General features: G+C 71.1%; 14 protein-coding genes. 6 read left to right on the forward strand and 8 right to left on the reverse strand.

The features are described from left to right. Positions 1–119: 119 nt before the first annotated feature. Entirely contained in the window at positions 120–617 is a 498-nt protein-coding gene (locus ACIBK0_RS20830; protein WP_399081740.1) for a MarR family winged helix-turn-helix transcriptional regulator, read from the reverse strand. A gap of 281 nt (positions 618–898) precedes the next feature. Here ACIBK0_RS20830 and ACIBK0_RS20835 point away from each other — a divergent pair, with 281 nt between their 5' ends. Continuing rightward, positions 899–1,723, forward strand: coding sequence for a lysozyme (locus tag ACIBK0_RS20835; RefSeq protein WP_399081742.1), 825 nt, complete (start codon positions 899–901; stop codon positions 1,721–1,723). 85 nt (positions 1,724–1,808) lie between these two features. Here the strand turns inward: ACIBK0_RS20835 and lon are convergent, their stop codons facing one another. Continuing rightward, positions 1,809–4,226 (reverse strand): endopeptidase La, encoded by a 2,418-nt coding sequence (gene lon / locus ACIBK0_RS20840; protein ID WP_399081744.1) that lies wholly within the window; start codon positions 4,224–4,226, stop codon positions 1,809–1,811. Between the two features lie 221 nt (positions 4,227–4,447). Here lon and ACIBK0_RS20845 point away from each other — a divergent pair, with 221 nt between their 5' ends. Continuing rightward, positions 4,448–5,344, forward strand: coding sequence for a hypothetical protein (locus tag ACIBK0_RS20845; RefSeq protein WP_399081746.1), 897 nt, complete (start codon positions 4,448–4,450; stop codon positions 5,342–5,344). 93 nt (positions 5,345–5,437) lie between these two features. Here the strand turns inward: ACIBK0_RS20845 and ACIBK0_RS20850 are convergent, their stop codons facing one another. Together ACIBK0_RS20850 and ACIBK0_RS20855 are read right to left on the reverse strand one after the other, a co-directional pair. Beyond that, a complete protein-coding gene (locus ACIBK0_RS20850; protein WP_399081748.1) occupies positions 5,438–7,072 on the reverse strand; it encodes an IS200/IS605 family accessory protein TnpB-related protein in 1,635 nt (544 codons plus the stop codon). Between the two features lie 498 nt (positions 7,073–7,570). Beyond that, a complete protein-coding gene (locus tag ACIBK0_RS20855; RefSeq protein ID WP_399081750.1) occupies positions 7,571–8,638 on the reverse strand; it encodes a rhomboid-like protein in 1,068 nt (355 codons plus the stop codon). 569 nt (positions 8,639–9,207) lie between these two features. Here ACIBK0_RS20855 and ACIBK0_RS20860 point away from each other — a divergent pair. The 4 genes from ACIBK0_RS20860 to ACIBK0_RS20875 all read left to right on the forward strand — a co-directional run bounded on the left by ACIBK0_RS20860 (position 9,208) and on the right by ACIBK0_RS20875 (position 16,013). Then, positions 9,208–9,885 (forward strand): spermidine synthase, encoded by a 678-nt coding sequence (locus ACIBK0_RS20860; protein WP_399081913.1) that lies wholly within the window; start codon positions 9,208–9,210, stop codon positions 9,883–9,885. 113 nt (positions 9,886–9,998) lie between these two features. Beyond that, entirely contained in the window at positions 9,999–10,736 is a 738-nt protein-coding gene (locus tag ACIBK0_RS20865; RefSeq protein ID WP_054236710.1) for a response regulator transcription factor, read from the forward strand. A 40-nt stretch (positions 10,737–10,776) separates the two neighbouring features. Beyond that, on the forward strand, positions 10,777–11,907 hold the full coding sequence (locus ACIBK0_RS20870; RefSeq protein ID WP_399081752.1) for an ATP-binding protein: 1,131 nt from the start codon (positions 10,777–10,779) through the stop codon (positions 11,905–11,907). A 302-nt stretch (positions 11,908–12,209) separates the two neighbouring features. Next, positions 12,210–16,013, forward strand: a complete 3,804-nt coding sequence (locus ACIBK0_RS20875) for a multifunctional oxoglutarate decarboxylase/oxoglutarate dehydrogenase thiamine pyrophosphate-binding subunit/dihydrolipoyllysine-residue succinyltransferase subunit (RefSeq protein ID WP_399081754.1) — start codon at positions 12,210–12,212, stop codon at positions 16,011–16,013. A 92-nt stretch (positions 16,014–16,105) separates the two neighbouring features. Here ACIBK0_RS20875 and ACIBK0_RS20880 read toward each other — a convergent pair whose 3' ends face one another. From ACIBK0_RS20880 to ACIBK0_RS20895, 4 genes are all read right to left on the reverse strand, one after another. Further along, the gene (locus ACIBK0_RS20880; RefSeq protein ID WP_399081756.1) at positions 16,106–16,294 is read right to left on the reverse strand and encodes a hypothetical protein; all 189 of its coding nucleotides are present in this window, start codon (positions 16,292–16,294) and stop codon (positions 16,106–16,108) included. 336 nt (positions 16,295–16,630) lie between these two features. Next, positions 16,631–19,642, reverse strand: coding sequence for an FxSxx-COOH system tetratricopeptide repeat protein (gene fxsT, locus ACIBK0_RS20885; protein WP_399081758.1), 3,012 nt, complete (start codon positions 19,640–19,642; stop codon positions 16,631–16,633). Positions 19,643–19,899: 257 nt separating this feature from the next. Continuing rightward, entirely contained in the window at positions 19,900–21,699 is a 1,800-nt protein-coding gene (locus tag ACIBK0_RS20890) for an aKG-HExxH-type peptide beta-hydroxylase (protein ID WP_399081760.1), read from the reverse strand. Next, positions 21,696–22,889 carry an FxsB family cyclophane-forming radical SAM/SPASM peptide maturase gene (locus ACIBK0_RS20895; protein WP_399081915.1) on the reverse strand — a complete coding sequence of 398 codons (1,194 nt, stop codon included), beginning with the start codon at positions 22,887–22,889 and terminating at the stop codon, positions 21,696–21,698. The genes ACIBK0_RS20890 and ACIBK0_RS20895 overlap by 4 nt, the downstream gene beginning before the upstream one ends. Positions 22,890–22,927 lie beyond the last annotated feature (38 nt).

Genomic DNA, 22,927 nt, shown 5'->3' on the forward strand with positions numbered 1-22,927 from the left:
CCGGCCGCCCGGGCGGGGAAGCATGCGCCGGACCGGGGCGGCCCGGGAAGCCTGAGCCGGACCGGGGCCGTCCGCGGGGCGTGAGCCGGCCCAGGAGCCGTGAGCCGGGCCGGCGGGGCCTAGCGCTGCTGTTCCATCCCCGTGTTGAGCTGGTGCAGCAGCCTGGCCAGTTCCGCGACCTCGCGGGGGTCCCAACCCGCGAGCTGTCGGACGTAGCGGGCCCGGCGGGCCTGCCGGACCTTCCGGAAGCGCTCCCGGCCCTCCTCCGTGAGGTGGACGAGCCAGGCGCGGCCGTCGGCGGGGTCGGGCTCGCGGGCCACCAGGCCGAGGTCTTCGAGGGCGCGGAGCTGACGGGACATCGTGGCCTTGCCGACGCCGATGTAGGCGGCGAGCTCCGTGGCGCGCTGTCGGCCGCACTCCTCCAGCCGGAAGAGGAGCCCGTACGCGGAGGACTCCAGGTCGGGATGGACCTCGCGGGCCATCTCGCCGGAGGAGGCGCGGGCGCGCCGCAGGAACACGGTCAACTCGCGTTCCAGCGCCGGGAATTCCTGGTCCACACCACTTCCCGACGCCGCGGATTCGACACGCTGCCCGCCGTCGTTTCCGTTGTCGTGCACGTCAGCACCCCTGACCCGGTTTCCCGATACTGAAAGTTTCCGCCAAAATCCGCCATTGCCGCAGCTCCGCCAGTATTTCGCAGGCGTAGACCATCGGCAGCCTCCGGGCCCTCTTCCCACGCCGTCTTCTACGTGCGTAGCTTCTTTATCAGGCAATCAGTGGCATGCGCACGCCATCAACAGGTCGACGCGGACCTGACCCCCCACCCGAGCGTGCGCGTGCGTCAGCGTTCCCCCCACCGAGCACCACCGTGCACCACCGATCTCTTCGGAGGCACGACATGCCCGTGCACAGACACAGACCCGCAACAACCCACCGCCTGCGCCCGCTCGCGGTAGGAATCCTGCTCGCCGCCTTCTCCCTCCTCTTCACCCTCCCCTCCTCCGCGGCCGACACCCCCGCCCGGGGCTCCGCCCGCATGGGTGTGGGCGTCGTCGCGCACGACGGTCAGGACGGCACACCGAGCAGCTCGGACGCCACGCAGACGGAAGGCGTGGACGTCTCCGGCTACCAGGGCAACGTCGCCTGGTCGACCCTGTGGAGCAGCGGGGTCAGGTGGGCCTACACCAAGGCGACCGAGGGCACTTACTACACGAACCCGTACTTCGCCCAGCAGTACAACGGCTCGTACAACGTCGGCATGATCCGCGGCGCGTACCACTTCGCGACCCCGGACACCACGACCGGCGCCACCCAGGCGAACTACTTCGTGGACCACGGCGGCGGCTGGTCGAAGGACGGCAAGACGCTGCCGGGCACGCTCGACATCGAATGGAATCCGTACGGGGCCGCCTGCTACGGCAAGACGCAGAGCGCCATGGTCAGCTGGATCAGCAGCTTCCTCGCCCAGTACAAGGCGCGCACCGGGCGCGACGCGGTGATCTACACGGCCACCAGCTGGTGGACCCAGTGCACGGGCAACTACGGCGGCTTCGCCTCCGCCAACCCGCTGTGGATCGCGCGCTACGCCTCCGACGCGGGGACGCTGCCGGCGGGGTGGAGTTACTACACCATGTGGCAGTACACGTCGTCAGGACCGACCGTCGGCGACCACGACAAGTTCAACGGGGCACTCGACCGGGTCGTGGCATTGGCCAACGGCTGACACGGCCGCGCGCAGACACCGCGCGCACGGTGAAGGCCCGGGCCTCCCTCACGGGACCCGGGCCTTACCTTTCCGGTCGCGTCCGTCACGCCGCCACCGGAACCTCCGGCGTCGCGCCGTTCGTCGCCGGCGTCAGCGCCAACTCCAGGACCTGTCGGACGTCCGTGACGGCGTGGACGTCGAGCTTCTCCAGGACCTCGGCCGGGACGTCGTCCAGGTCGGGCTCGTTGCGCTTCGGGATGATGACCGTCGTGACACCCGCGCGGTGCGCGGCGAGCAGCTTCTGCTTCACCCCGCCGATGGGCAGGACACGACCCGTCAGCGAGACCTCACCCGTCATCGCCACGTCGGTGCGGACCGGGCGGCCGGACAGGAGCGAGGCCAGCGCCGTCGTCATGGTGACGCCCGCGCTCGGTCCGTCCTTGGGGACCGCGCCCGCCGGGAAGTGGATGTGCACGCCCCGGTCCTTCAGGTCACCGACCGGCAGTTCGAGCTCGGCACCGTGCGACCTGAGGAAGCTCAGCGCGATCTGCGCCGACTCCTTCATCACGTCGCCCAGCTGACCTGTCAGGGTCAGACCCGCCGCGCCCGTCTCCGGGTCGGCCAGCGACGCCTCGACGTAGAGCACGTCTCCGCCGGCGCCCGTGACGGCCAGACCGGTGGCGACACCGGGCACCGCGGTGCGGCGCTCGGCCGGGTCCTGCGCGGACTCGGGCACATGGTGCGGCCGTCCGATCAGACCACGCAGATCCGCGTCCGTGACCGTGTACGGCAGCTTCCGCTCGCCCAGTTCGTGCTGGGCCGCCACCTTGCGCAGCAGCCGTGCGACGGCCCGCTCCAGGTTTCGTACACCCGCTTCCCGCGTGTACTCGCCGGCGAGCTTGCGCAGTGCGCCCTCGTCCAGTGTGACCTCGTCGGACTGCAGACCGGCCCGCTCCAGCTGGCGCGGCAGCAGGTGGTCCCGGGCGATGACGACCTTCTCGTCCTCGGTGTAGCCGTCCAGGCGGACCAGCTCCATACGGTCGAGCAGCGCCTCCGGGATGGCCTCCAGGACGTTCGCCGTCGCGAGGAACACGACGTCGCTCAGGTCGAGTTCGACCTCCAGGTAGTGGTCGCGGAAGGTGTGGTTCTGCGCCGGGTCGAGGACCTCGAGCAGGGCCGCGGCCGGGTCGCCGCGGAAGTCGGAGCCGACCTTGTCGATCTCGTCCAGCAGGACCACCGGGTTCATGGACCCGGCCTCCTTGATGGCACGGACGACACGGCCGGGCAGCGCCCCCACGTACGTACGCCGGTGGCCGCGGATCTCGGCCTCGTCCCGTACGCCACCGAGGGCGACACGGACGAACTTGCGGCCCATGGCGTGCGCGACCGACTCGCCGAGCGAGGTCTTGCCGACACCGGGCGGGCCGACCAGCGCGAGCACGGCACCGCCGCGCCGCCCGCCGACCACGCCGAGCCCGCGCTCGGAGCGCCGCTTGCGCACCGCGAGGTACTCGGTGATCCGCTCCTTCACGTCCTCCAGACCGGCGTGCTCGGCGTCCAGGATGGCCTTGGCGCCCTGGATGTCGTACTCGTCCTCGGTCCGCTCGTTCCACGGCAGTTCGAGCACGGTGTCGAGCCAGGTCCGGATCCAGCTGCCCTCGGGCGACTGGTCGCTGGACCGCTCCAGCTTGTCGACCTCCTTGAGCGCGGCCTCGCGGACCTTCTCGGGGAGGTCGGCGGCCTCGACACGGGCGCGGTAGTCGTCGGACTCCTCCGCGTCCGAGGACTCGCCGTTCAGCTCGCGCAGCTCCTTGCGGACGGCTTCGAGCTGGCGCCGCAGCAGGAACTCGCGCTGCTGCTTGTCGACGCCTTCCTGGACGTCCTTGGCGATGGACTCGGCGACATCCTGCTCGGCGAGGTGCTCACGGAGCTGTTCGGTGGCGAGCTTCAGCCGGGCGACCGGGTCGGCGGTCTCCAGCAGCTCCACCTTCTGTTCGAGGGACAGGAACGGAGAGTAACCGGAATTGTCGGCAAGGGCGGAAACGTCATCGATCTGCGCGACGCGGTCCACGACCTGCCAGGCGCCGCGCTTGCGCAGCCAGCTGGTGGCGAGGGCCTTGTACTCCTTGACCAGGTCGGCGACCCGGCCGGGCAGCGGGTCGGGCACGGTCTCGTCGACCCGGGTGCCCTCCACCCACAGTGCGGCACCGGGACCCGTGGTCCCCGCGCCGACCTTCACGCGCCCACGGCCGCGGATCAGCGCGCCCGGGTCGCCGTCGGCCAGGCGGCCGACCTGCTCGACGGTGCCGAGCACACCGGTGCTCGCGTACGTCCCGTCGATGCGTGGCACCAGCAGCACCTGTGGCTTGCCCGGCGTCGAACGGGCGGCGGCCTGGGCGGCCTCCACCGCTGCGCGTACATCGGTGTCGTTCAGGTCCAGCGGAACCACCATCCCGGGCAGGACGACCTCATCGTCGAGCGGCAGCACGGGCAGGGTGAGCGGTGTGGACGTCGAAGCCATGATCTCCCCTTCGGCAGTCAAGTTGAGTTACACGCACTCAATGCATGTGCGCCTTGGATTGTTCCCCGGGGGTTGTTCGCTGTCAGCGATCACCGCTGCGATCACCTCTCCACACGCCCGGACATGGCTCGCGCCCGGGAATGAACGTCGCGCACGGCCCGGGCGTCACAGGTGCGGCGTCGGATTCGGCTCCACTCCACCGTCTGCCTCCGGGGGGCATCATGCGGTCCGTCAAACTGCTGGTCGTACTCGGCCTGGTCGCCGCCGCAGCCGTCGGATGCGGCGACGAGACGACACCCGGCGGGGGCGACAAGGTCCGTGACGGGGACACCGCCGCCGGCTCGGAGCGCGCCCGCCGGGTCGCCGCCGCCTGGGCGGGTTCCGAGGCGGCGCGGGTGTGGCAGCGGGGCTACCACCCGCTCGGCGATGCCGTGCAGTTGCCCGAAGGGGCGTTCCACAACGACGCCGACAAGCGCGCTTACCTCACCCAGAACTTCGAACTGCGCGGCTCTCTTCCCGACGCGCCGAAGAAGAAGGGAGAGATCCGGTGGCGCGACGGCTCATCGCTCGCCCTCCCGGTCACCTCGGCGCGAGCGGCGTACGAGAAGCTCGACCGGGGCGGGAACTCCGGTCCCGCCCTCACGGTGACCGGTGCCCGGCTCGGCGACATGACGCTGCTGACCAGCCGGGGGGCGGCGACGGTGCCCGCCTGGCACTTCACGATCAAGGGCTACGACACCGCGCTCAAGCGCGTCGCGGTCACCCCCGCGAAACTCCCCCGGCCCCCGATCGGGCCCGTGCGGCAGCAGACGGCCGAGCTGGGGCCGCTCGCCGGGCTGGACACGATCGCGGAGGACGGCCGGACGGTCACCCTGCGCGCCGAGCACGGAGCGTGTGACGACGGCCCCGCCGTCGACGTACTGGAGACCGCGGGCAGCGTGGTGTTCTCGGCCTCGGTCCGCGGCGTCTCCGACGGCCCCTGCACGTCCGAACTGCGCATCGAGAAGGTGACGGTGAAACTGGACCGCCCGGTCGGCGACCGCATGCTCCTCGACGCGTTCACGGGCAGGCCCGTGCCCCACGAGCAGCCCCGCTCCACCTCTCCGACCTGGAGCTGACTCCGCCCGGAGGGCACAGGGCGAGCCGGGCACCGTCACGCCTTCGCAAGGTCACCGCCACACCACCGCGACGGCGTTCACAGGCAACCGTTCCTACAGACTGAGCGGGAGTGAGTCCTGTTGCCAGAACCCATGCTCAGCCGAACGCCCCGAACGGTGTTGGGCGTTCTGATTCCCCGCGTTCGCTCCGCTGCCGGGCGGCACGCATCTGGTGCGTGGTCCGGGGATACGGGGGCGGGGTCCCTCACGCCGTCGGGCCTCCGGTCGGGCCTGGGCGGTCCGATGCCTGTATCCATCGCTCTGGTGGGTACGGGGCGGTGTCGTCCGTCGCCGGATCGGATGTCCGAGGGCGCGTCGCCCGATCGCGATGCAGGCCGCATCGTGCCGGGAAACCTTACGGTTGCTACTGGTCAAGGGTTGCTGCCAGTGCTGGGCGCCCCACCGGGAGGTGTAGGCGGGATCGACCGCGACAATCGTGATGTCCTGCTCGGCGGCCATCGCCACCAGCCGGGCCTTCAGCTTCGCGGTGGGGAAGCGGGAGATGAGGCGGCGGAAGCGTTTGTTGCGGCCGTGCTTCTCCCGGCAGCGGCCGTCGGTGAAGTCCAGGTCCTCGATCGCCACCGCCACCGCCCCAGTGGCGCGGGTGTGGTGCAGCAGCCTCGTCAGGGCATGCCGGATCTGCGCGTCACGGTGCGCGGCGGACCCGGTCAGGTCGTAGCAGAAGCGGTGGGGCTCGCCCACCGGGTTGCCGTGCACGTCGAGCCGCCAGGCGGCGAGGTGATCGTCGTTCATGTCCACGGCGACCACGCCCCGGGCCAGCGCCGCCTCCAGCGGCAGGACGGGGGCGGGGGTGCGTTGCCAGGAGGCGGTCACATACCAGCGGCCGCGCACCACGTCGTGGTGGATGCGGTAGGCCACCGCCCGGTTCGCGGTGATCCGGTCCAGCCACTCCTGGCCGCGGTGCCGGAACGTCACGGTCGCGTCCAGCACGTAGCGGCCGTGCGAGGCATTGGCCAGCTGTGCCAGCGCGGCCGGAAGCTTGAGGGTCAGCTGTCCGGTGTCGGTGATGGGGATGGTCTCGTTGCCGAAGCGTTTGCCCGACTCCCCGTCAGCGGCCAGGAACATCCGGGCCGCCTGCCACCGCTCCCTCCACCCCTGCTCGTCCAGCCCGGCCACCTCCAGGTGGTGGCGCAGCCGGGCGAGCCGTTTGCCGCCGCGCACCACGTGCACCCGGCCCGCCGCCCAGTCCGCCTCCACCCCCGCCAACCGGGACTTCAGCGCGTACAGGCGGCGGGACTTGGCATGCCACTCAGAACGGGACCCGTACCCCCGTGCCAGCCCCTCCCGCTTGTCCGCCTTCGCGCCCAGCGGACGCGCCAGCCGCGCCTGGATCGACGTGATCTGCCCGCGCAGCCACGCCATCTCCGCCGCCTGCCCGCGCCGGGCCAACGCCCACTGATCATGCGTGGCCTTCGTGAGACTGCCCGCCCACCTGGCCGAGGAGACCCCGGTCAACTCCCGCTTGCGGGTCGCCCACGCGGCCGCATCATGCGCCAGCCCCTGCCGGGAACGCACCGTGAGATCCCCGGCCGCGAGGGAACCGAGGAACACGCCGACCTCGCCCAGCACCGCCGCATCCGCCTCGGATACCCGCAGCCGGTCCCGGATCGCCACCCCCGCGGGGCCGGGCACCACGAACGGCGCCGCCAACGCCCGCAGCCCGCCCATCCCTTCACCCCCACCCGGCGTCGAAGACCCCCTCACCGCCTCCAACGAGCACCCTCCTCAAAGGTCACCCATTCGACATAAGAACTCTCGTTCCCACTCCAGAAGGCGTGCGCGCACGCCGCATCCAGATCACCGACGCTCACTCATGCACGCCAGAACACACTCGCACCCAGTCAAGTCGCAGCAGTTCCCAACCCCTGCACAGTGCAAGCTCATTCACAGCCAACGGGGACCGCACGACGGGGGCGAAGGCACCACGGGGGACGAAATGCGCGAGGAGCGTCCGGGCCGGCGCGGGGTGATCGCCGGAGCCGGGGCGGTGGTGGCGGCGGGGGTCGGCGCGGTGGCGGTCCGGGCGGCGGCAGGTGGAGACGGGGCCGGGGGGAAGCCTCTGGTGGCGCCTACGGCCTCGCCGGTCGTCGGCCGGGTCGCGCACCGGCGACAGCGCGGCGTTGGTCTTCCGCGAGTACTACGACCTGCGCCGCGACCCCTACCAGCTCACGAACGAGCTCCACGGGGCGAGCGCCGCTCGGGAGCGCCGACTCGGCATCCCGGAGCCGGCACGACGCCTCGCGGCGGTCCGGAAGGACTGACCGACGAGGGCATGCGTGCCGTCCGCCGGCGCCGCACCAGCGGCCACGTCGAAATGCCGATCGTCAGGGACATCAGGTGGCCCCAGTCGGTCATCGGGTCGGTGAAGGCGAGGAGATCGCCGACGAGCATCGCGGCGAAGCCGATCAGTACCGGCCAGCGCAGCCAGGGCGACAGCAGTCCCGCGAGCGCACCGACGCTCGCGGCGACGCCGAAGCTGATGCCGTAGTCGAGGCGGTGCAGGGAGCTGTCCGGCAGATGGCCGGCCAGCACCGCGAGCCCGACGGGCACTTCGGTGGCCAGCGTGGCGACCACATGCCCGAGCAGGAAGACAGCGGCCGCCCGCGTCCCGCCTGTCCGCCGCTCCAGCGCGGTCAGGACGACCAGGAACGCCACCGCGTACGGCGAGGTCATCCCGCCGACGATCCACAGCGCGCTCGCGACCAGCACCAGCACCGGGTGCTGCACGAGGTGCGCGACGTCCGTGCTGGATGCCTGGTGCAGCGCGTGCACGAGCGTGGGGTCCGCGTGCTCGGTGACGACCGAGGTGACGGCGAGGACAGCCGCGTACCCGAAAGTGAAGGGCGTCCCGAGGGGAGTGGGGAACAGCCGCCAGGGGCGGAGGGCCCGGAGCCGCCCGGCGAGCGCACCCAGGGCGGACACACGGCCGGCAGCCCGCCCGGCGGCCGGCTCGGCCGTCGCGACCGGAATCGGTGCCCCCGGGCCCAGTGCCGGCGTCGCGACGGGAACCGCTGCCGCCATGCCCGATCCGGGTGTCGCGACCGGAACCGCTGCCCCCGTGACCGGCCCGGGCGTCGCGACCGGAGCCGGTGCCTGCGCGGCCGCGCGGGAGGGCGGGGTGACCGGGCCGCCGCGCTGACGGGGCATCCCGTCCAGAAGATCGTCGAGGAGAGGCGCGCCCGTCTCGGGGTCGGTCGGCACGGCGTCAGCACGTGCGGTGGTGCTCCGGTCCACGGTGAGGCGCTCCTTCCGTCGCACCCCACCCTTCGTGTCCCACGCGTCGCTGTCTATGACCGACGCCACGCGAGAGCCGATTCACAGCAACTTCCAAGGCGTGTCAGGCATCCGCCGGCAGGCCGCCCCCGTCGAGCTCGCGGGGCTGCGCCTGCGCACCCCGTCCGAGAAGCGCCCCGGGGTCTTCGGGTCCTTCCTTCTTCCACCCCGGTTCGCTCGCCTTCCCCGAGGACGGGCTGTAAGGAGGTCCTGCGGCTCCTGAAGACGGTGCCGACGCTGGTGCGCGTCAACCTCGAACGACCCGCTGTACTCCCGGAGATCGCCGAGAAGGCGGCCGCCCTGGTCGCCGACCACGCGCCTCGGACGCCGCCCTGCTCGACGTCGCCTTCGGGCGGCAGGGGCCGAGGGGCGCCTGCCGTTCGAACTGCCGCGCTCCACGGCGGCGGTGGCGGCGTCCCGGCCGGACGTGCCCAACGACACCGAGGACCCGGTGTTCCGGTACGGGCACGGGATCGCGCTCAAGGGTCAATTCGGCTGCCCGTCCTGATGAAACTGCCAGGATGGGAGCCATGCCTGCCTCGTACGACACCCCTGTGGTCATCGACCGTCGCCAGGGCCCGTACGGCGAGGTCGTGCTGCGGCGACACGGCGCGCTGCTGCAGATCATCGCCAACGGGTGCTTCCTGATGGACACCTCCGACGGCCGCTCGGAGCGGCTGCTCGTGGACGCCGCGTACGACGCGCTGGACGGGCGCGCGCAGCCGAGTGTGCTGATCGGAGGTCTCGGCGTCGGGTTCTCGCTCGCGCACGCCGCCGCCGATCCGCGCTGGGGGCGCATCACGGTCGTCGAACGCGAGCCGGCCGTCATCGACTGGCACCTTCGCGGACCGCTCTCCGCGATCTCCGCCGAGGCCCTCGCCGACCCGCGCACGGAAATCGTCGATAACGATCTGGTCGCCTACGTCAATGAGATGTCCGCCACGTACGACGCGCTCTGTCTCGACATCGACAACGGGCCCGGCTGGACGGTCACCGAGGGCAACGAAGGCCTGTACTCGAAGGCCGGACTGGCAAGCTGCGCAAGGGTGTTGAGGCCCGGCGGGGTGCTCGCCGTATGGTCGGCACAGCCCTCTCCGGAATTTGAAGGATCCCTATGGAATGCCGGGTTCCAGCGGGTGCGTACCGAAGAGATCCCCGTTGCCCGGGGCGTTCCGGACGTCGTGCACCTCGCAGTCAGGGCTGGATAGCCGAGGCACGGTGACTGCCCGTACTCTGCTTCCCTGACGCCGATCATTCAAGCGTCAAGCGCAGTCATGGGATCACCCCACGGATTCCGGAAAGCACACTTCAGGGGCGGGCGATGGAGCAGACACACACCTCCCACAACGGCACGGCGGCGACCCCGGGCGCTCAACGCCGGGTGTTGGTGGTCGAGGACGACCCGACGATCGTCGACGCCATCGCGGCCCGCCTGCGTGCCGAGGGATTCCTGGTGCAAACCGCGGGCGACGGCCCTGCCGCCGTCGACACCGCCGAGGCCTGGCAGCCCGACCTGCTGATCCTCGACATCATGCTGCCCGGCTTCGACGGCCTGGAGGTCTGCCGCCGCGTGCAGGCCCAGCGCCCGGTGCCGGTGCTCATGCTCACCGCGCGCGACGACGAGACCGACATGCTGGTCGGGCTCGGCGTCGGCGCCGACGACTACATGACGAAGCCGTTCTCGATGCGCGAGCTGGCCGCCCGCGTGCACGTCCTGCTGCGGCGGGTCGAGCGCGCCGTCGTGGCCGCCTCGACGCCGCGCAGCGGAATCCTGCGCCTCGGCGAGCTGGAGATCGACCACGCGCAGCGCCGGGTGCGGGTGCGCTCGGAGGACGTCCATCTGACGCCCACCGAGTTCGACCTGCTGGTGTGCCTCGCGAACACCCCCCGTGCCGTACTCTCGCGCGAACAGCTGCTCGCCGAGGTGTGGGACTGGGCGGATGCCTCCGGTACCCGGACCGTGGACAGCCACATCAAGGCGCTGCGCCGGAAGATCGGCGCCGAGCGGATCCGCACGGTCCACGGCGTGGGCTATGCGCTGGAGACCCCGACTCCCTGAGCCGGGCCTTCGTCGGGAGCTTCTTGAGGGGGCTGATGTGATGAGCGGGCTCGGGCAGCGCGGGACCGACGCGCCTGGTTTCGGGGAGCGCGGGAGCGCGGGTCCCTGGGGCGGCGTACGGCCCTTCTCCATCAAGACGAAGCTCGGCACGCTGGTCGTCGTCTCGGTCTTCATCACCACCGGTCTGCTGATGATCGCGGTGCGCACCGAGACCGAGCTGCGCTTCATCACGGTCTTCTCGATGATCGCCACACTGTTGATAACGCAGTTCGTGGCGCATTCGCTCACCGCACCGCTGGACGAGATGAACGCGGTGGCCCGGTCCATCTCGCACGGCGACTACACACGCCGGGTGAGCGACAGCCGCCGCGACGAGCTGGGCGACCTGGCCGAGACGATCAACCTCATGGCCGACGAGCTGGAGGCCCAGGACCGTCAGCGCAAGGAACTCGTGGCGAATGTCTCGCACGAGCTGCGCACGCCCATCGCGGGCCTGCGCGCGGTCCTGGAGAACGTCGTGGACGGCGTCTCCGCCGCCGACCCCGAGACGATGCGTACGGCACTGAAGCAGACGGAGCGCCTCGGCCGGCTGGTCGAGACGCTGCTGGACCTGTCGAGGCTGGACAACGGCGTCGTACCGCTGCGCAAGCGGCGTTTCGAGGTCTGGCCGTACCTGTCGGGCGTGCTCAAGGAGGCCAATATGGTCGCCTCCGCGCGCGCGGGCATCGCCTCGGGCTCCGGCAGCCACACCCGCACCGACGTCCATCTGCACCTCGATGTGTCCCCGCCGGAGCTGACCGCGCACGCGGACCCGGAGCGGATCCACCAGGTCATGGCGAATCTCATCGACAACGCGGTCAAGCACAGCCCGCCGCACGGCCGCGTGACCGTGAAGGCCAGGCGGGGCGACCTCCCGGAGTCGCTGGCCCTGGAGGTCCTGGACGAGGGGCCCGGCATTCCGAAGTCGGAGTGGCACCGGGTCTTCGAGCGGTTCAACCGCGGCGGGGTCCCCTCGCCGCACGGCCCTGGCAGCGACGGCGGTACGGGGCTCGGCCTGGCCATCGCGCGCTGGGCGGTCGATCTGCACGGCGGCCGGATCGGTGTGGCCGAATCCCAGCGGGGTTGCCGGATCCAGGTCACCCTTCCGGGACTTCCATCTCTGCCAAGTTGACGTAAAGTTCGAACCGGAGCCGCAAGATCCATCGGTGTCCGCACTGGCGGACACGTGTGATCAGGCACAGGGGCCGCGTGAGTCGTACCGCGACCCGGAGTCGACGTACCCGGACGTGTCCATTCAGCACCGGAACCACGCTTGTTTCCCGCCATTTCCACAGCCGAAACACGGTTTCCCAGGCGATGCGATGTGACTTGCACGACGTTGGACCGGCCCGACCTGACCTTCTCGGCCATGGGGGCGTAGCCTTTATTTCCGCTGTCCATCACCTTGTGAAGCGGAAGAGGGCGGTTGCCGCCGTGTCGCCACAGTCCCCCAGTAACTCGAGCATCTCGACCGATGACCAAGCCGGGAAGAACCCCGCCGCTGCGTTCGGTCCCAATGAGTGGCTCGTCGACGAGATCTATCAGCAGTACCTCCAGGACCCGAATTCGGTAGACCGAGCCTGGTGGGACTTCTTCGCCGATTACAAGCCGGGCGCCGCTGCCGCCTCGGCTCCGGCGGGTACTGCGGCCGCGGGGGCCGCAGGGACCACCACGGCGGCTCCGGCCGCGCCCGCAGCCCCTGCGGCGCCCGTGACGCCCCCGGCTCCGGCTCAGGCCGCTCCGGCGGCTCCTGCCGCGCCCGCGCCCGCCCCAGTGGCCGCTCCCGCGGCACCGAAGCCCGCTGCCGCCGCCCCGGCTCCCGCGAAGGCCGCTCCGGCCCCCGCGAAGCCGCAGGCCGCCCCGGCGGCGGAGGGCCCCGAGTTCGTCACGCTGCGCGGCCCCGCGGCCGCGGTCGCGAAGAACATGAACGCCTCGATCGAGGTCCCCACGGCCACGTCCGTGCGCGCGGTCCCGGTCAAGCTGCTCTTCGACAACCGCATCGTGATCAACAACCACCTGAAGCGCGCCCGGGGCGGGAAGATCTCCTTCACCCACCTCATCGGGTACGCGATGGTGCAGGCCATCAAGGCCATGCCGTCGATGAACCACTCCTTCCAGGAGAAGGACGGCAAGCCGACCCTGGTCAAGCCCGAGCACATCAACTTCGGCCTCGCCATCGACCTGGTGAAGCCGAACGGTGACCGTCAGCTGGTCGTCGCGGGCATCAAGAAGGCCGAGACGCTGAACTTCTTCGAGTTCTGGCAGGCCTACGAGGACATCGTCCGCCGCGCCCGTGACGGCAAGCTGACGATGGACGACTTCACCGGTGTCACGGTCTCCCTGACCAACCCCGGCGGCCTCGGCACCGTCCACTCGGTCCCGCGTCTGATGCCCGGCCAGTCGGTCATCATGGGCGTCGGCTCCATGGACTACCCGGCCGAGTTCCAGGGCACCTCCCAGGACACCCTCAACAAGCTCGGCATCTCGAAGGTCATGACGCTCACGTCGACCTACGACCACCGAGTGATCCAGGGCGCCGCCTCCGGCGAGTTCCTGCGGATCGTCGCGAACCTCCTCCTCGGCGAGAACGGCTTCTTCGACGAGATCTTCGAGGCCCTGCGCATCCCCTACGAGCCGGTCCGCTGGCTCAAGGACATCGACGCCTCGCACGACGACGACGTCACCAAGGCCGCCCGTGTCTTCGAGCTGATCCACTCCTACCGGGTCCGCGGCCACGTCATGGCCGACACCGACCCGCTGGAGTACCGCCAGCGCAAGCACCCCGACCTGGACATCACCGAGCACGGCCTCACGCTGTGGGACCTGGAGCGCGAGTTCGCCGTCGGCGGCTTCTCCGGCAAGTCCCTGATGAAGCTGCGCGACATCCTCGGCGTGCTGCGCGACTCGTACTGCCGCACCACCGGCATCGAGTTCATGCACATTCAGGACCCGAAGCAGCGCAAGTGGATCCAGGACCGCATCGAGCGCCCGCACTCCAAGCCGGAGCGCGAGGAGCAGCTGCGCATCCTGCGCCGGCTGAACGCGGCCGAGGCCTTCGAGACCTTCCTGCAGACGAAGTACGTCGGCCAGAAGCGCTTCTCCCTGGAGGGCGGCGAGTCCGTCATCCCGCTGCTCGACGCGGTGATCGACTCCGCCGCCGAGTCGCGCCTGGACGAGGTCGTCATCGGCATGGCCCACCGCGGCCGCCTGAACGTCCTCGCGAACATCGTCGGCAAGTCGTACGCGCAGATCTTCCGCGAGTTCGAGGGCAACCTCGACCCGAAGTCGATGCACGGCTCCGGCGACGTGAAGTACCACCTGGGCGCCCAGGGCACCTTCACCGGCCTGGACGGCGAGCAGATCAAGGTCTCGCTGGCCGCCAACCCGTCCCACCTGGAGACGGTCGACCCAGTCATCGAGGGCATCGTCCGCGCCAAGCAGGACATCATCAACAAGGGCGGCACGGACTTCACGGTCCTGCCGGTCGCCCTGCACGGTGACGCGGCCTTCGCGGGCCAGGGCGTGGTGGCCGAGACCCTGAACATGTCGCAGCTGCGCGGCTACCGCACCGGCGGCACGGTCCACATCGTCATCAACAACCAGGTCGGCTTCACGGCGGCGCCCGAGTCCTCGCGTTCTTCCATGTACGCGACCGACGTGGCCCGCATGATCGAGGCCCCGATCTTCCACGTGAACGGTGACGACCCCGAGGCCGTCGTCCGCGTCGCGCGTCTGGCCTTCGAGTTCCGCCAGGCGTTCAACAAGGACGTCGTCATCGACCTGATCTGCTACCGCCGCCGCGGACACAACGAGTCCGACAACCCGGCGTTCACGCAGCCGCTGATGTACGACCTGATCGACAAGAAGCGCTCGGTGCGCAAGCTGTACACCGAGTCCCTGATCGGCCGCGGCGACATCACGCTCGAAGAGGCCGAGCAGGCGCTGCAGGACTTCCAGGGCCAGCTGGAGAAGGTCTTCACCGAGGTCCGCGAGGCCGTCTCGCAGGCGCCCGAGGCCCCTGCCCCGGACACACAGGCCCAGTTCCCGGTCGCCGTGTCCACCGCGGTCTCCCAGGAGGTCGTGAAGCGGATCGCCGAGTCCCAGGTCAACATCCCCGACCACGTCACCGTGCACCCGCGTCTGCTCCCGCAGCTGCAGCGCCGGGCGGCGATGATCGAGGACGCCACGATCGACTGGGGCATGGGCGAGACTCTCGCCATCGGCTCGCTGCTCCTCGAAGGCACTCCTGTCCGTCTCTCCGGCCAGGACTCCCGCCGCGGCACCTTCGGCCAGCGTCACGCGGTGCTGATCGACCGGGTCACGGGCGAGGACTTCACCCCGCTCCAGTACCTCTCGGACGACCAGGCGCGCCTGAACGTCTACGACTCCCTGCTCTCCGAGTACGCGGTCATGGGCTTCGAGTACGGCTACTCGCTGGCCCGCCCCGACGCGCTGGTGATGTGGGAGGCGCAGTTCGGCGACTTCGTCAACGGCGCGCAGACGGTCGTGGACGAGTACATCTCGGCCGCCGAGCAGAAGTGGGGCCAGACGTCCGGCGTCACCCTGCTCCTCCCGCACGGCTACGAGGGCCAGGGCCCGGACCACTCCTCGGCCCGTATCGAGCGCTTCCTCCAGCTCTGCGCGCAGAACAACATGACGGTCGCCCAGCCGACGCTTCCGTCGAACTACTTCCACCTCCTGCGGTGGCAGGTGCACAACCCGCACCACAAGCCTCTGGTTGTCTTCACCCCGAAGTCGATGCTGCGCCTCAAGGCCGCCGCGTCGAAGGCGGAGGAGTTCATCACGGGCGCCTTCCGCCCCGTCATCGGCGACGACTCGGTCGACGCCGCGGCGGTCCGCAAGGTCGTCTTCTGCGCCGGCAAGCTGTACTACGACCTCGAGGCCGAGCGGAAGAAGCGCGGCAGCACGGACACGGCCATCATCCGCATCGAGCGCCTGTACCCGCTGCCGGGTGCCGAGCTCCAGGCGGAGGTCAACAAGTACCCGAACGCCGAGAAGTACCTGTGGGCCCAGGAAGAGCCGGCGAACCAGGGCGCCTGGCCCTTCATCGCCCTCAACCTGATCGACCACCTCGACCTGGCGGTCGGCGCCGACGTCCCGCACGGCGAGCGCCTGCGCCGTATCTCGCGCCCGCACTCCTCGTCCCCCGCCGTGGGTTCCGCCAAGCGGCACCAGGCGGAGCAGGAGCAGTTGGTGCGGGAGGTGTTCGAGGCGTAGGTCTCGGCGCGCGGTCGATTACGACCGTTTCCTGTACTGCGGCGGAGGCCCGGTTTCCTTTCGAGGAGCCGGGCCTTCGGCGTGTGCGGAGGTCAGGTGGTCCGGGGTTCGAAGTCCCGGTAGGGGCGCTCGCGGTGTCGGGCGGCGCGGGTGCGGGGGTGATCGGCGCCGAGCGTCGCCGCCAGGTTATTGAGGGCGACCTCTTCCAGCCGCTCGGCCTCCCTGCGTTCGCCGGTGGCCCGAAGGTCGGCGGCGAGAGCGATGCGCGCCGACAGCGTCAAGGGGTGTGCGGGGCCGAGGACTTCGTCGGCCCCGGCCCTGGCCTCCGTGTCCAGGCTCGTCGCGGGGCTCTCTGGCGTTCACCGGCGAGGGCAGCCGCCGCGGCGGCATCGAGGGCGCAGCCGAGCGCCCAGGAGTGGCCGGACCCCACGGCCCGCTCCCTGTCGGCACGGGCTCGGTCGGCGAAGAAGCGGGATTCTTCCCGTGCGCCGACGGCACGCAGGATCAGGGCCCGATTGGCGTGGACGCCGACGACGTAGGGACGGCCCTCCCGCCGGAGAGCTTGGTCATTCCCCGGCGCGCGGAGGGCTGTGCGCACCGGGGCGAGCGTCTCAGGGTCAGGTCGACAGAGGTTCGAAGTCCCAGTAGGGCCGGTTGCGGGAACGGGCCGAGATGGTGTGGACGTGCTGGGCACCCAGGGTGGCGACCAGGTCGGAGAGGGCCTCCTGCTCGATCTTCTCGGCCTGTTGACGGTCTCTCAGGCCGCGCAGGTCGGCGGCGAGGGCGATGCGGGCGGACAGGGTCAGCGGGTGGGTGCGGCCGAGTGCCTCAGTGGCCCGGGTGACCGTCTGCTGGCTGAGCGCGGCGGCCCCCTCGGGGTCACCGACAAGATTGCGCAGGGCGGCGGCGTTGATGGCGCAGCCCAGGGTCCAGGGGTGGTTCTCGCCCACCGCCTCGGTCATGTCGGTCAGCGACTGTTCGATGAGGACATGGGCGTGGTCCCGCTCGCCGACACTGCGCAGCACCAAGGCGTGGTTGGCACGGACCCCGGCGACGTAGGGATGTCCCTCGGCGAGCATCACCTCGTAGCGGGCGACGACGGACTCGCCGAGTTCCCGGGCCTGGTCGATATCGCCGTGCTCTCGCAGGAAACAGCTGGTGGTGGCGGCGAACCTCAGGGTCTGCGGGTCGGACTCGCCCAGGACGCGCTCACACCGCTCCAGCACACGGGTGAGCAGCGTGCCCGCCGCGGCGCGGTCTCCGCTGCGGTAGTGGCACAGGGCGAGATTGTGTTCGGCCTCCAGGGTCCGCGGTGTGTCGGCCCCCATGACGAGACGGTACTCACGCACGTTCTTGGTCTGGATCGACTCGGCCTCGGTGTAACGGCCGAGGAGGCGCAGATCCGTCGCGTAGGACCACTCGGAACTCAGCGCCCACGGGTGGCGTGCCCGCAGCAATAGCCTGCGCGCCTCCATCGTCCGCCGGTCGATGTCCAGCGCCTCCTCGTAGCGGCCGAGCAACCGCAGCGACACCGCCAGGTTGTTCTGGGCGCCGAGGGTCCGCGAGTCCTGTTCGCCCAGGAGGTCGCGGTACATCACCACGAGCCGCTGGGAGAGTTCCAGCGCCTCGTCGTAGCGGGCGAGGCCGCGCAGGTCCGCGCCCAGGCCGCTGACCGCGCGCAGGTGGTCCAGGTCCTGCTCCCCCCGCTGTTCGCGCAGATGGTCGACGGCTGCGCGCTCGATCGTCTCGGTGCGCTGGTAGTCGCCGAGCGCGCGCAGCAGGTTGGCGTAGTGGTGCGTCAGCTCCCAGATCCTCGGATGGTTCTCGCCGAGCAGTGTCCGCCAGGCCTTCAGCGCGCGTTCGCCGAGTTTGATGCCCGCCCGGTACTCGCCCGAAATGTACATGTACCGAAGGCAGTTGAAGACCAGCGTCTGCACCGCCGGGTCCTTGCTCTTCAGTACGTCCGCGTACTTCAGGTGCGGGACGATCTCCGCGTAACCGGGCCACAGCCGGGTGTCGGTGGGGCGGCGCGGATCGGCGGCGGCCAATGCCCGGCGTACGACGTCGATGAACTCGCCACGGTCCGCGTCCGGCATGTCCTTGTGGACGATCTGGTGGACCATTCGGTGGAGGTACAGGGACTCGCCGGAGGACACGGCCTCGTCGGTGGCCGCCTCGTGGGACTCCAGACGGACGACGGAGTACTGGCGGAGCTGGTTGATCGCCTTGTTCCACAGCAGCGGGTCGTTGAGAAGGCCCGCGATCTGTTCGGGCAGCTCGTCGTGCGGCATCTCCTTCAGGAGACGTACGGGGATGAAGCCCGGCGCGAAGAAGGTGCACAGGCGGAGCAGGTCGACGGACTCCGGGACGGTGTCGCGGAGCTTGTTCAGCAGTATCGACCAGGCGGTCTGGAAGGCGACCGGGAAGTCGGCGGAGATCTTGACGACGTCCTGATCGATGCCGCCTTCCAGGAGGGCGATGTACTCCTGGACGGAGAGGTCGGAGTCGTTGAGCCAGCCCGCCGTCTGGTCCAGCAGGAGGGGCAGGTCCTCCAGCGCCTCGGCGAGTTGGTCGGCCTCGGGCTCACTGAGGCGGGGCGCCCGGCGGCGGATGAAGGCGACCGACTCGTCACGGCCGTAGACCGGCACCTCCAGCAACTTGCTGTTGTGCTCGCTCCACTCGGGGTTGCGCGAGGTGATCAGGACATGGCCGGGACCGTTGGGGACGAGGTCGTAGATCTGGTCCGGCTCGTCCGCGCCGTCCAGGATCAGCAGCCAGCGGGCGTACGGGTCGCCGCGGCGCAGCGAGTCCCGCACGGCACGCAGCCGCTCGCCGTACTCCGCACCGGTCGACAGCCCCAACTGCGGTGCGAGTTCGGCCAGTCGGCGCCGGTAGGTGACCCGTTTCTCGGCGTTGACCCACCACACCACGTCGTACTCGGAGCCGAAGCGGTACGCATACTCCGCCGCGAGCTGTGTCTTACCCACGCCCGACATGCCGTGCAGGGTGACCACGCCGGCGCCCGACTCGGCGCCCTGGAGGAGGTGGTAGGCGTCGTTCAGCAGCGGCTCACGGCCGGTGAAGCGGGTGTTGCGGCGGGGCACGCCGCCCCACACCTCGGGCATGGCCGCAGGAAAGCGCGGGCCCCGGCGGGCGCCCTCGACGGACTCCGGCAGGGGGTCGGCGGGCAGGTCGAGACGGTCCAGGACGCGACGCTCGGCCTCGTCGGCGCCCATGTTGTTGAGCTCGACCGCACCGAGTACGGCGGCGGCGGTCGGCACCGGGCTGGTGGTGACGGAGACGGCCGCGAAACGGGCCGGGTCGGGGGCGACGACCTCGCGCAGCGCGGTGTTCCACTCGTCGTGGGTGCGTGGGCCCAGCTGGAAATACCACTCACTGACGATGATCAGAATCCGGCCCTGGGCGAGCATCAGGTCGCGCAGCAGGTCCACGAGCGGTACTTCGGCGGGGGAATCCCAGCGCTGGTACACGACACGATGGCCACGCCGCTCCAGACGGTCCCCGATCCAGGCCGCCCAGGCCCGGTTGAAACCGGCGAAGCTGATCGTGACGGTCTGTTTCGCGGCCCCCCTCTCGGTTGGCCCGACCGGCGTACGAGCTCCAGACATGCAGCGGCCTCCCCGCGCGAAATTTTAGAACCGCTGCGAGGTCCGGCGATAGGCACTGACGGATACCAGTCGCTTGCTTCACGGTTCCTTTTCCATCCTTGTCCAGCGACGATCTTGGCGCACTGATCGTCCCGCGTCCGGGAACCCGTGGCTTTCGGCGAGGATGGCTCAATCGAGCCGGTGGCGCGGCGCGTTCGGCGGGTGTGCGACGCGTCCGGTGCGCGTCGCGCACGGCTGGTTCACCCCCCGCTCCCGGCTCATTCGCCCGGCGCGTGGCGCTGCGTCCACAGCGCGCGGGCCGCCCGTATGTACGCCTGCGCGCGCGCCGTCTGTCCGCGCGGCGCTGGATGCTCGGCGAGCCGTTCGTAGACCGCGATCATCTGGTCCACGAACCGGCGCCCCTGTGCGGTGAGGTCCCCCGATCCGACGAGGGTCGGCAGTACGGCCCCGACCTGCTCCCGGTAGCGGGCGTGCTGGGCCCACGCGGAGTCCCGGTGGGCGGGGTGGGTGGTGACGAGCGCGGTGCGCTGGAAGAACTCCGCCAGCGCGAGGTGGGAGTACGCGCCCTGCAGCAGGCCGTCGTACGGGCGCGGGTCGGGCCGCCAGGGCGCGAAGTAACGTGCCTGCGATCCTGCGTGGTGAAGCGTCAGCATGTCGCTGAGTGCCGCCAGTTTGGTGTGCTGCAGTTCGTGCACCAGCATGGCCGCGAAGGTCACGGGTGTCGGTGGGGTGCTGCTGAGGAGGGCGCCGAAGGCTTCGCGCCGGGTGCCGCTGCAGCTGCCGGTGGTCCGCCCGCCGGCCGTCGAGCCGGGCGGCGCGGACAGCGGGACCAGACAGCGCAGCAGGGCGAGGGCCTCCGTGACGCGGTGCTCGCCACCGAGCCGGAGCACGGACGCGATGCCCGACCACGACTGCAGCCAGCGCTTGCGCTCGGCGTCGTCGAGGGCGACCGGTCCGCTGAGCTCCTGGTGCTGGGGGCCGCCGCGCGCGGTGCGGTACGGGTCGAGGTCGTCCAGGGGTACGGGGTCCGAGCCGGGCAGGAGACCGGGCAGCGCGTACGCGGGTGCCCACGCGGCCGCTTCGGACCAGGCGCCGAAGCCGTCGCTCTGCAAGCGCACGACGATGTCCTTCTCGCCACGCCGGCGCAGCGTCAGACTCCCCCGGCGGTGCACGACGTCGACCGGGACGTCCCCGGACGCGGCCACGCGCAGCGCGCCGAGGGACGGCAGGGTCAACACGCCGTCGCGCGCGGTCAGCCGTACCGCGTAGGACACCCCCGCGCGGGCGGCGACGACTGCGGCGAGCGCCCCGAAGTAGGCCAGATCACGGCTGAGTTCGCGCGCGTCCCGCCCCGTTCGCGGCCCGGCTCCCGCGCCGAGCCCGCGCAGACAGTGCCGGGCCCACGGTCCGACGAAGGGGTGCAGGAGCTGGGTGCGGACCGGTGAGAGCGCGACTCCGGCGAGGGCGCGCACGCCCCCGGCCTTGGACACCGGGCCGACCTGGGCGCCGCCCTCGGACACCGGCGCCCCGACGGCTCGGTACGCCATTGGCGCCGGGCCGCCGACGCGGGAATCGCCGTTCGACGCCGCCGCCTCCACGTCCGGGTACGCACCCGGCCCTTCCGGGTCCGGAGACGCACCCGGCCGTGGAGCGACACGGGGGCCGCCCCCGGGTGCCACCGTCTCCACGTGCCCGTACGCGGCGGACGCCGGGCCGGCCCCGGGACGATCGACAGGCGCCCGCGTCTCCGCGCCGGCAGCCCCCGCACCGGTCCAGGATCCGGTACCGCTCACGGGGGCGGCATCCCAACCGCCCCGCCGGACCGGCGCCTCTACCCGGTCCGCCTCCTCCAGCAGCCTCCAGTCCTCCCGCAGCCGCATCCGGGCGTCGGCGGAGCAGACCCCGGGGTCGGCCGCCTCCACCGCGTCGAGCACCGCGCGCAGCAGCAGCAACCGGCGCGTGTACTGGTCGCGTACGAGCAGACCCAGGGTCTCGGGGCCACCCTCGGTGCGGCCGAGTTCGATCAGGGCCCGGTCCGGGACCACCGGCAGGATCACGGGGTGCCTCCTTCGAGAGAGGCGGTGACGGGCGCGGCGGCCCCGGCGAGCCGTCCCGCCACATGACCGATGAAGCGCTGGAGGTCGGCGCAGTAGACGGAGGGGTTGGCGAAGCCGTGTCCGGCCCGGTAGCGGTGGGCGTAGTGGCCGCCGCCGCAGACGGAGAGGAGCGGGCAGGCACGGCAGCGCGCGGCGAGCGAGGCGGCGCCCGCCTGCCGGGCCGCGACGCCGGGGTGGCGCAGCGCCTCGTCGAAGCTGTGCCGGAAGACGTCGAGGCCGGTCTCCGCCGCTCCCTCGTAGCAGGACTTCAGGGAGTCGACCTGCTCGATCGACCCGTCCGTCTCCACGACGACGGCGTCGAACGGGGCCAGCCCCAGTGACTCGGTGGCGGCGGGCAGCCCGAACAGCAGCGCCAGGCACTCCTCGAAGAGCCGCACGCGCGTCTCCCGTCGCCCGGCCCCCCACCAGCGGTCGAAGACGGCACACAGCCAGTCCCCGTACGCGGCATCGGCGCCGTCCCCACGCGGCGGCGGTGCCGACCAGTTGCCGTGCGGCAGCAGCAGATCCAGGGCCGGTGGCCGCAGGGCGAGGAGCGACTCGTACAGCTCGACCGGGTCCGTCGTGGGATCCACGACGGTGAGGATCCCGGCGTACGCCTCGGGAAAGCGGTCGGCGATCAGGCGGGCGCCGCGCGAGGCGGCGGGCCAGGACGGGCGCCCCGCGCGGTCGGTGCGCAGTCTGTTGTGCGTGGGCAGGCCGCCGTCGAGACTGATGCCGACGCGGATGCCGTGCCCGGCCAGCACGGCGAGCCGCCGCTCGGTGAGCAGGGTGGCGTTGGTCTGGACGGTGGCGTGCACGGTGCAGGAGTCCGGGACCCGGTCGCGTACGAGATCGGTGAAGCGGGCGAGTGTGTCCGCGCCGGCGAGCAGCGGCTCGCCGCCGTGCAGGACGAGGGAGAGCGCCGTCATGCTGTGGGCGCGCGCGTGTTCGCCGATCCGCAGCGCGGTCCGGGCCAGCACCTCGGGCGGGGCGGCGGCGGGGCGGCCGCGCCAGGTGTGATCGGGGCCCTCGTAGAGGTAGCAGTAGCGGCAGGCCAGGTTGCAGCGGCCGTGTGCCTTGACGATGAACTGCCGGAAGGGGAACGGCGGTTCGAGCGCCCGGACGGCTGTGATCGAGGTCGCGGAGGTCATCTCGTCAGACACTCCGGCACCCCCATGCTCTACGGCCC

Source organism: Streptomyces sp. NPDC050564, assembly GCF_044457265.1.
GTDB lineage: Bacteria > Actinomycetota > Actinomycetes > Streptomycetales > Streptomycetaceae > Streptomyces.

What these genes read in the sequence shown, in the direction of transcription:
- ACIBK0_RS20850 (WP_399081748.1), bottom strand. Translation starts at nt 7,072, where the DNA reads ATGGGCGGGCTGCGGGCGTTGGCGGCGCCGTTCGTGGTGCCCGGCCCC.
- ACIBK0_RS20845 (WP_399081746.1), top strand. Translation starts at nt 4,448, where the DNA reads ATGCGGTCCGTCAAACTGCTGGTCGTACTCGGCCTGGTCGCCGCCGCA.
- lon (WP_399081744.1), bottom strand. Translation starts at nt 4,226, where the DNA reads ATGGCTTCGACGTCCACACCGCTCACCCTGCCCGTGCTGCCGCTCGAC.
- ACIBK0_RS20895 (WP_399081915.1), bottom strand. Translation starts at nt 22,889, where the DNA reads ATGACCTCCGCGACCTCGATCACAGCCGTCCGGGCGCTCGAACCGCCG.
- fxsT (WP_399081758.1), bottom strand. Translation starts at nt 19,642, where the DNA reads ATGTCTGGAGCTCGTACGCCGGTCGGGCCAACCGAGAGGGGGGCCGCG.
- ACIBK0_RS20835 (WP_399081742.1), top strand. Translation starts at nt 899, where the DNA reads ATGCCCGTGCACAGACACAGACCCGCAACAACCCACCGCCTGCGCCCG.
- ACIBK0_RS20865 (WP_054236710.1), top strand. Translation starts at nt 9,999, where the DNA reads ATGGAGCAGACACACACCTCCCACAACGGCACGGCGGCGACCCCGGGC.
- ACIBK0_RS20860 (WP_399081913.1), top strand. Translation starts at nt 9,208, where the DNA reads ATGCCTGCCTCGTACGACACCCCTGTGGTCATCGACCGTCGCCAGGGC.
- ACIBK0_RS20870 (WP_399081752.1), top strand. Translation starts at nt 10,777, where the DNA reads ATGAGCGGGCTCGGGCAGCGCGGGACCGACGCGCCTGGTTTCGGGGAG.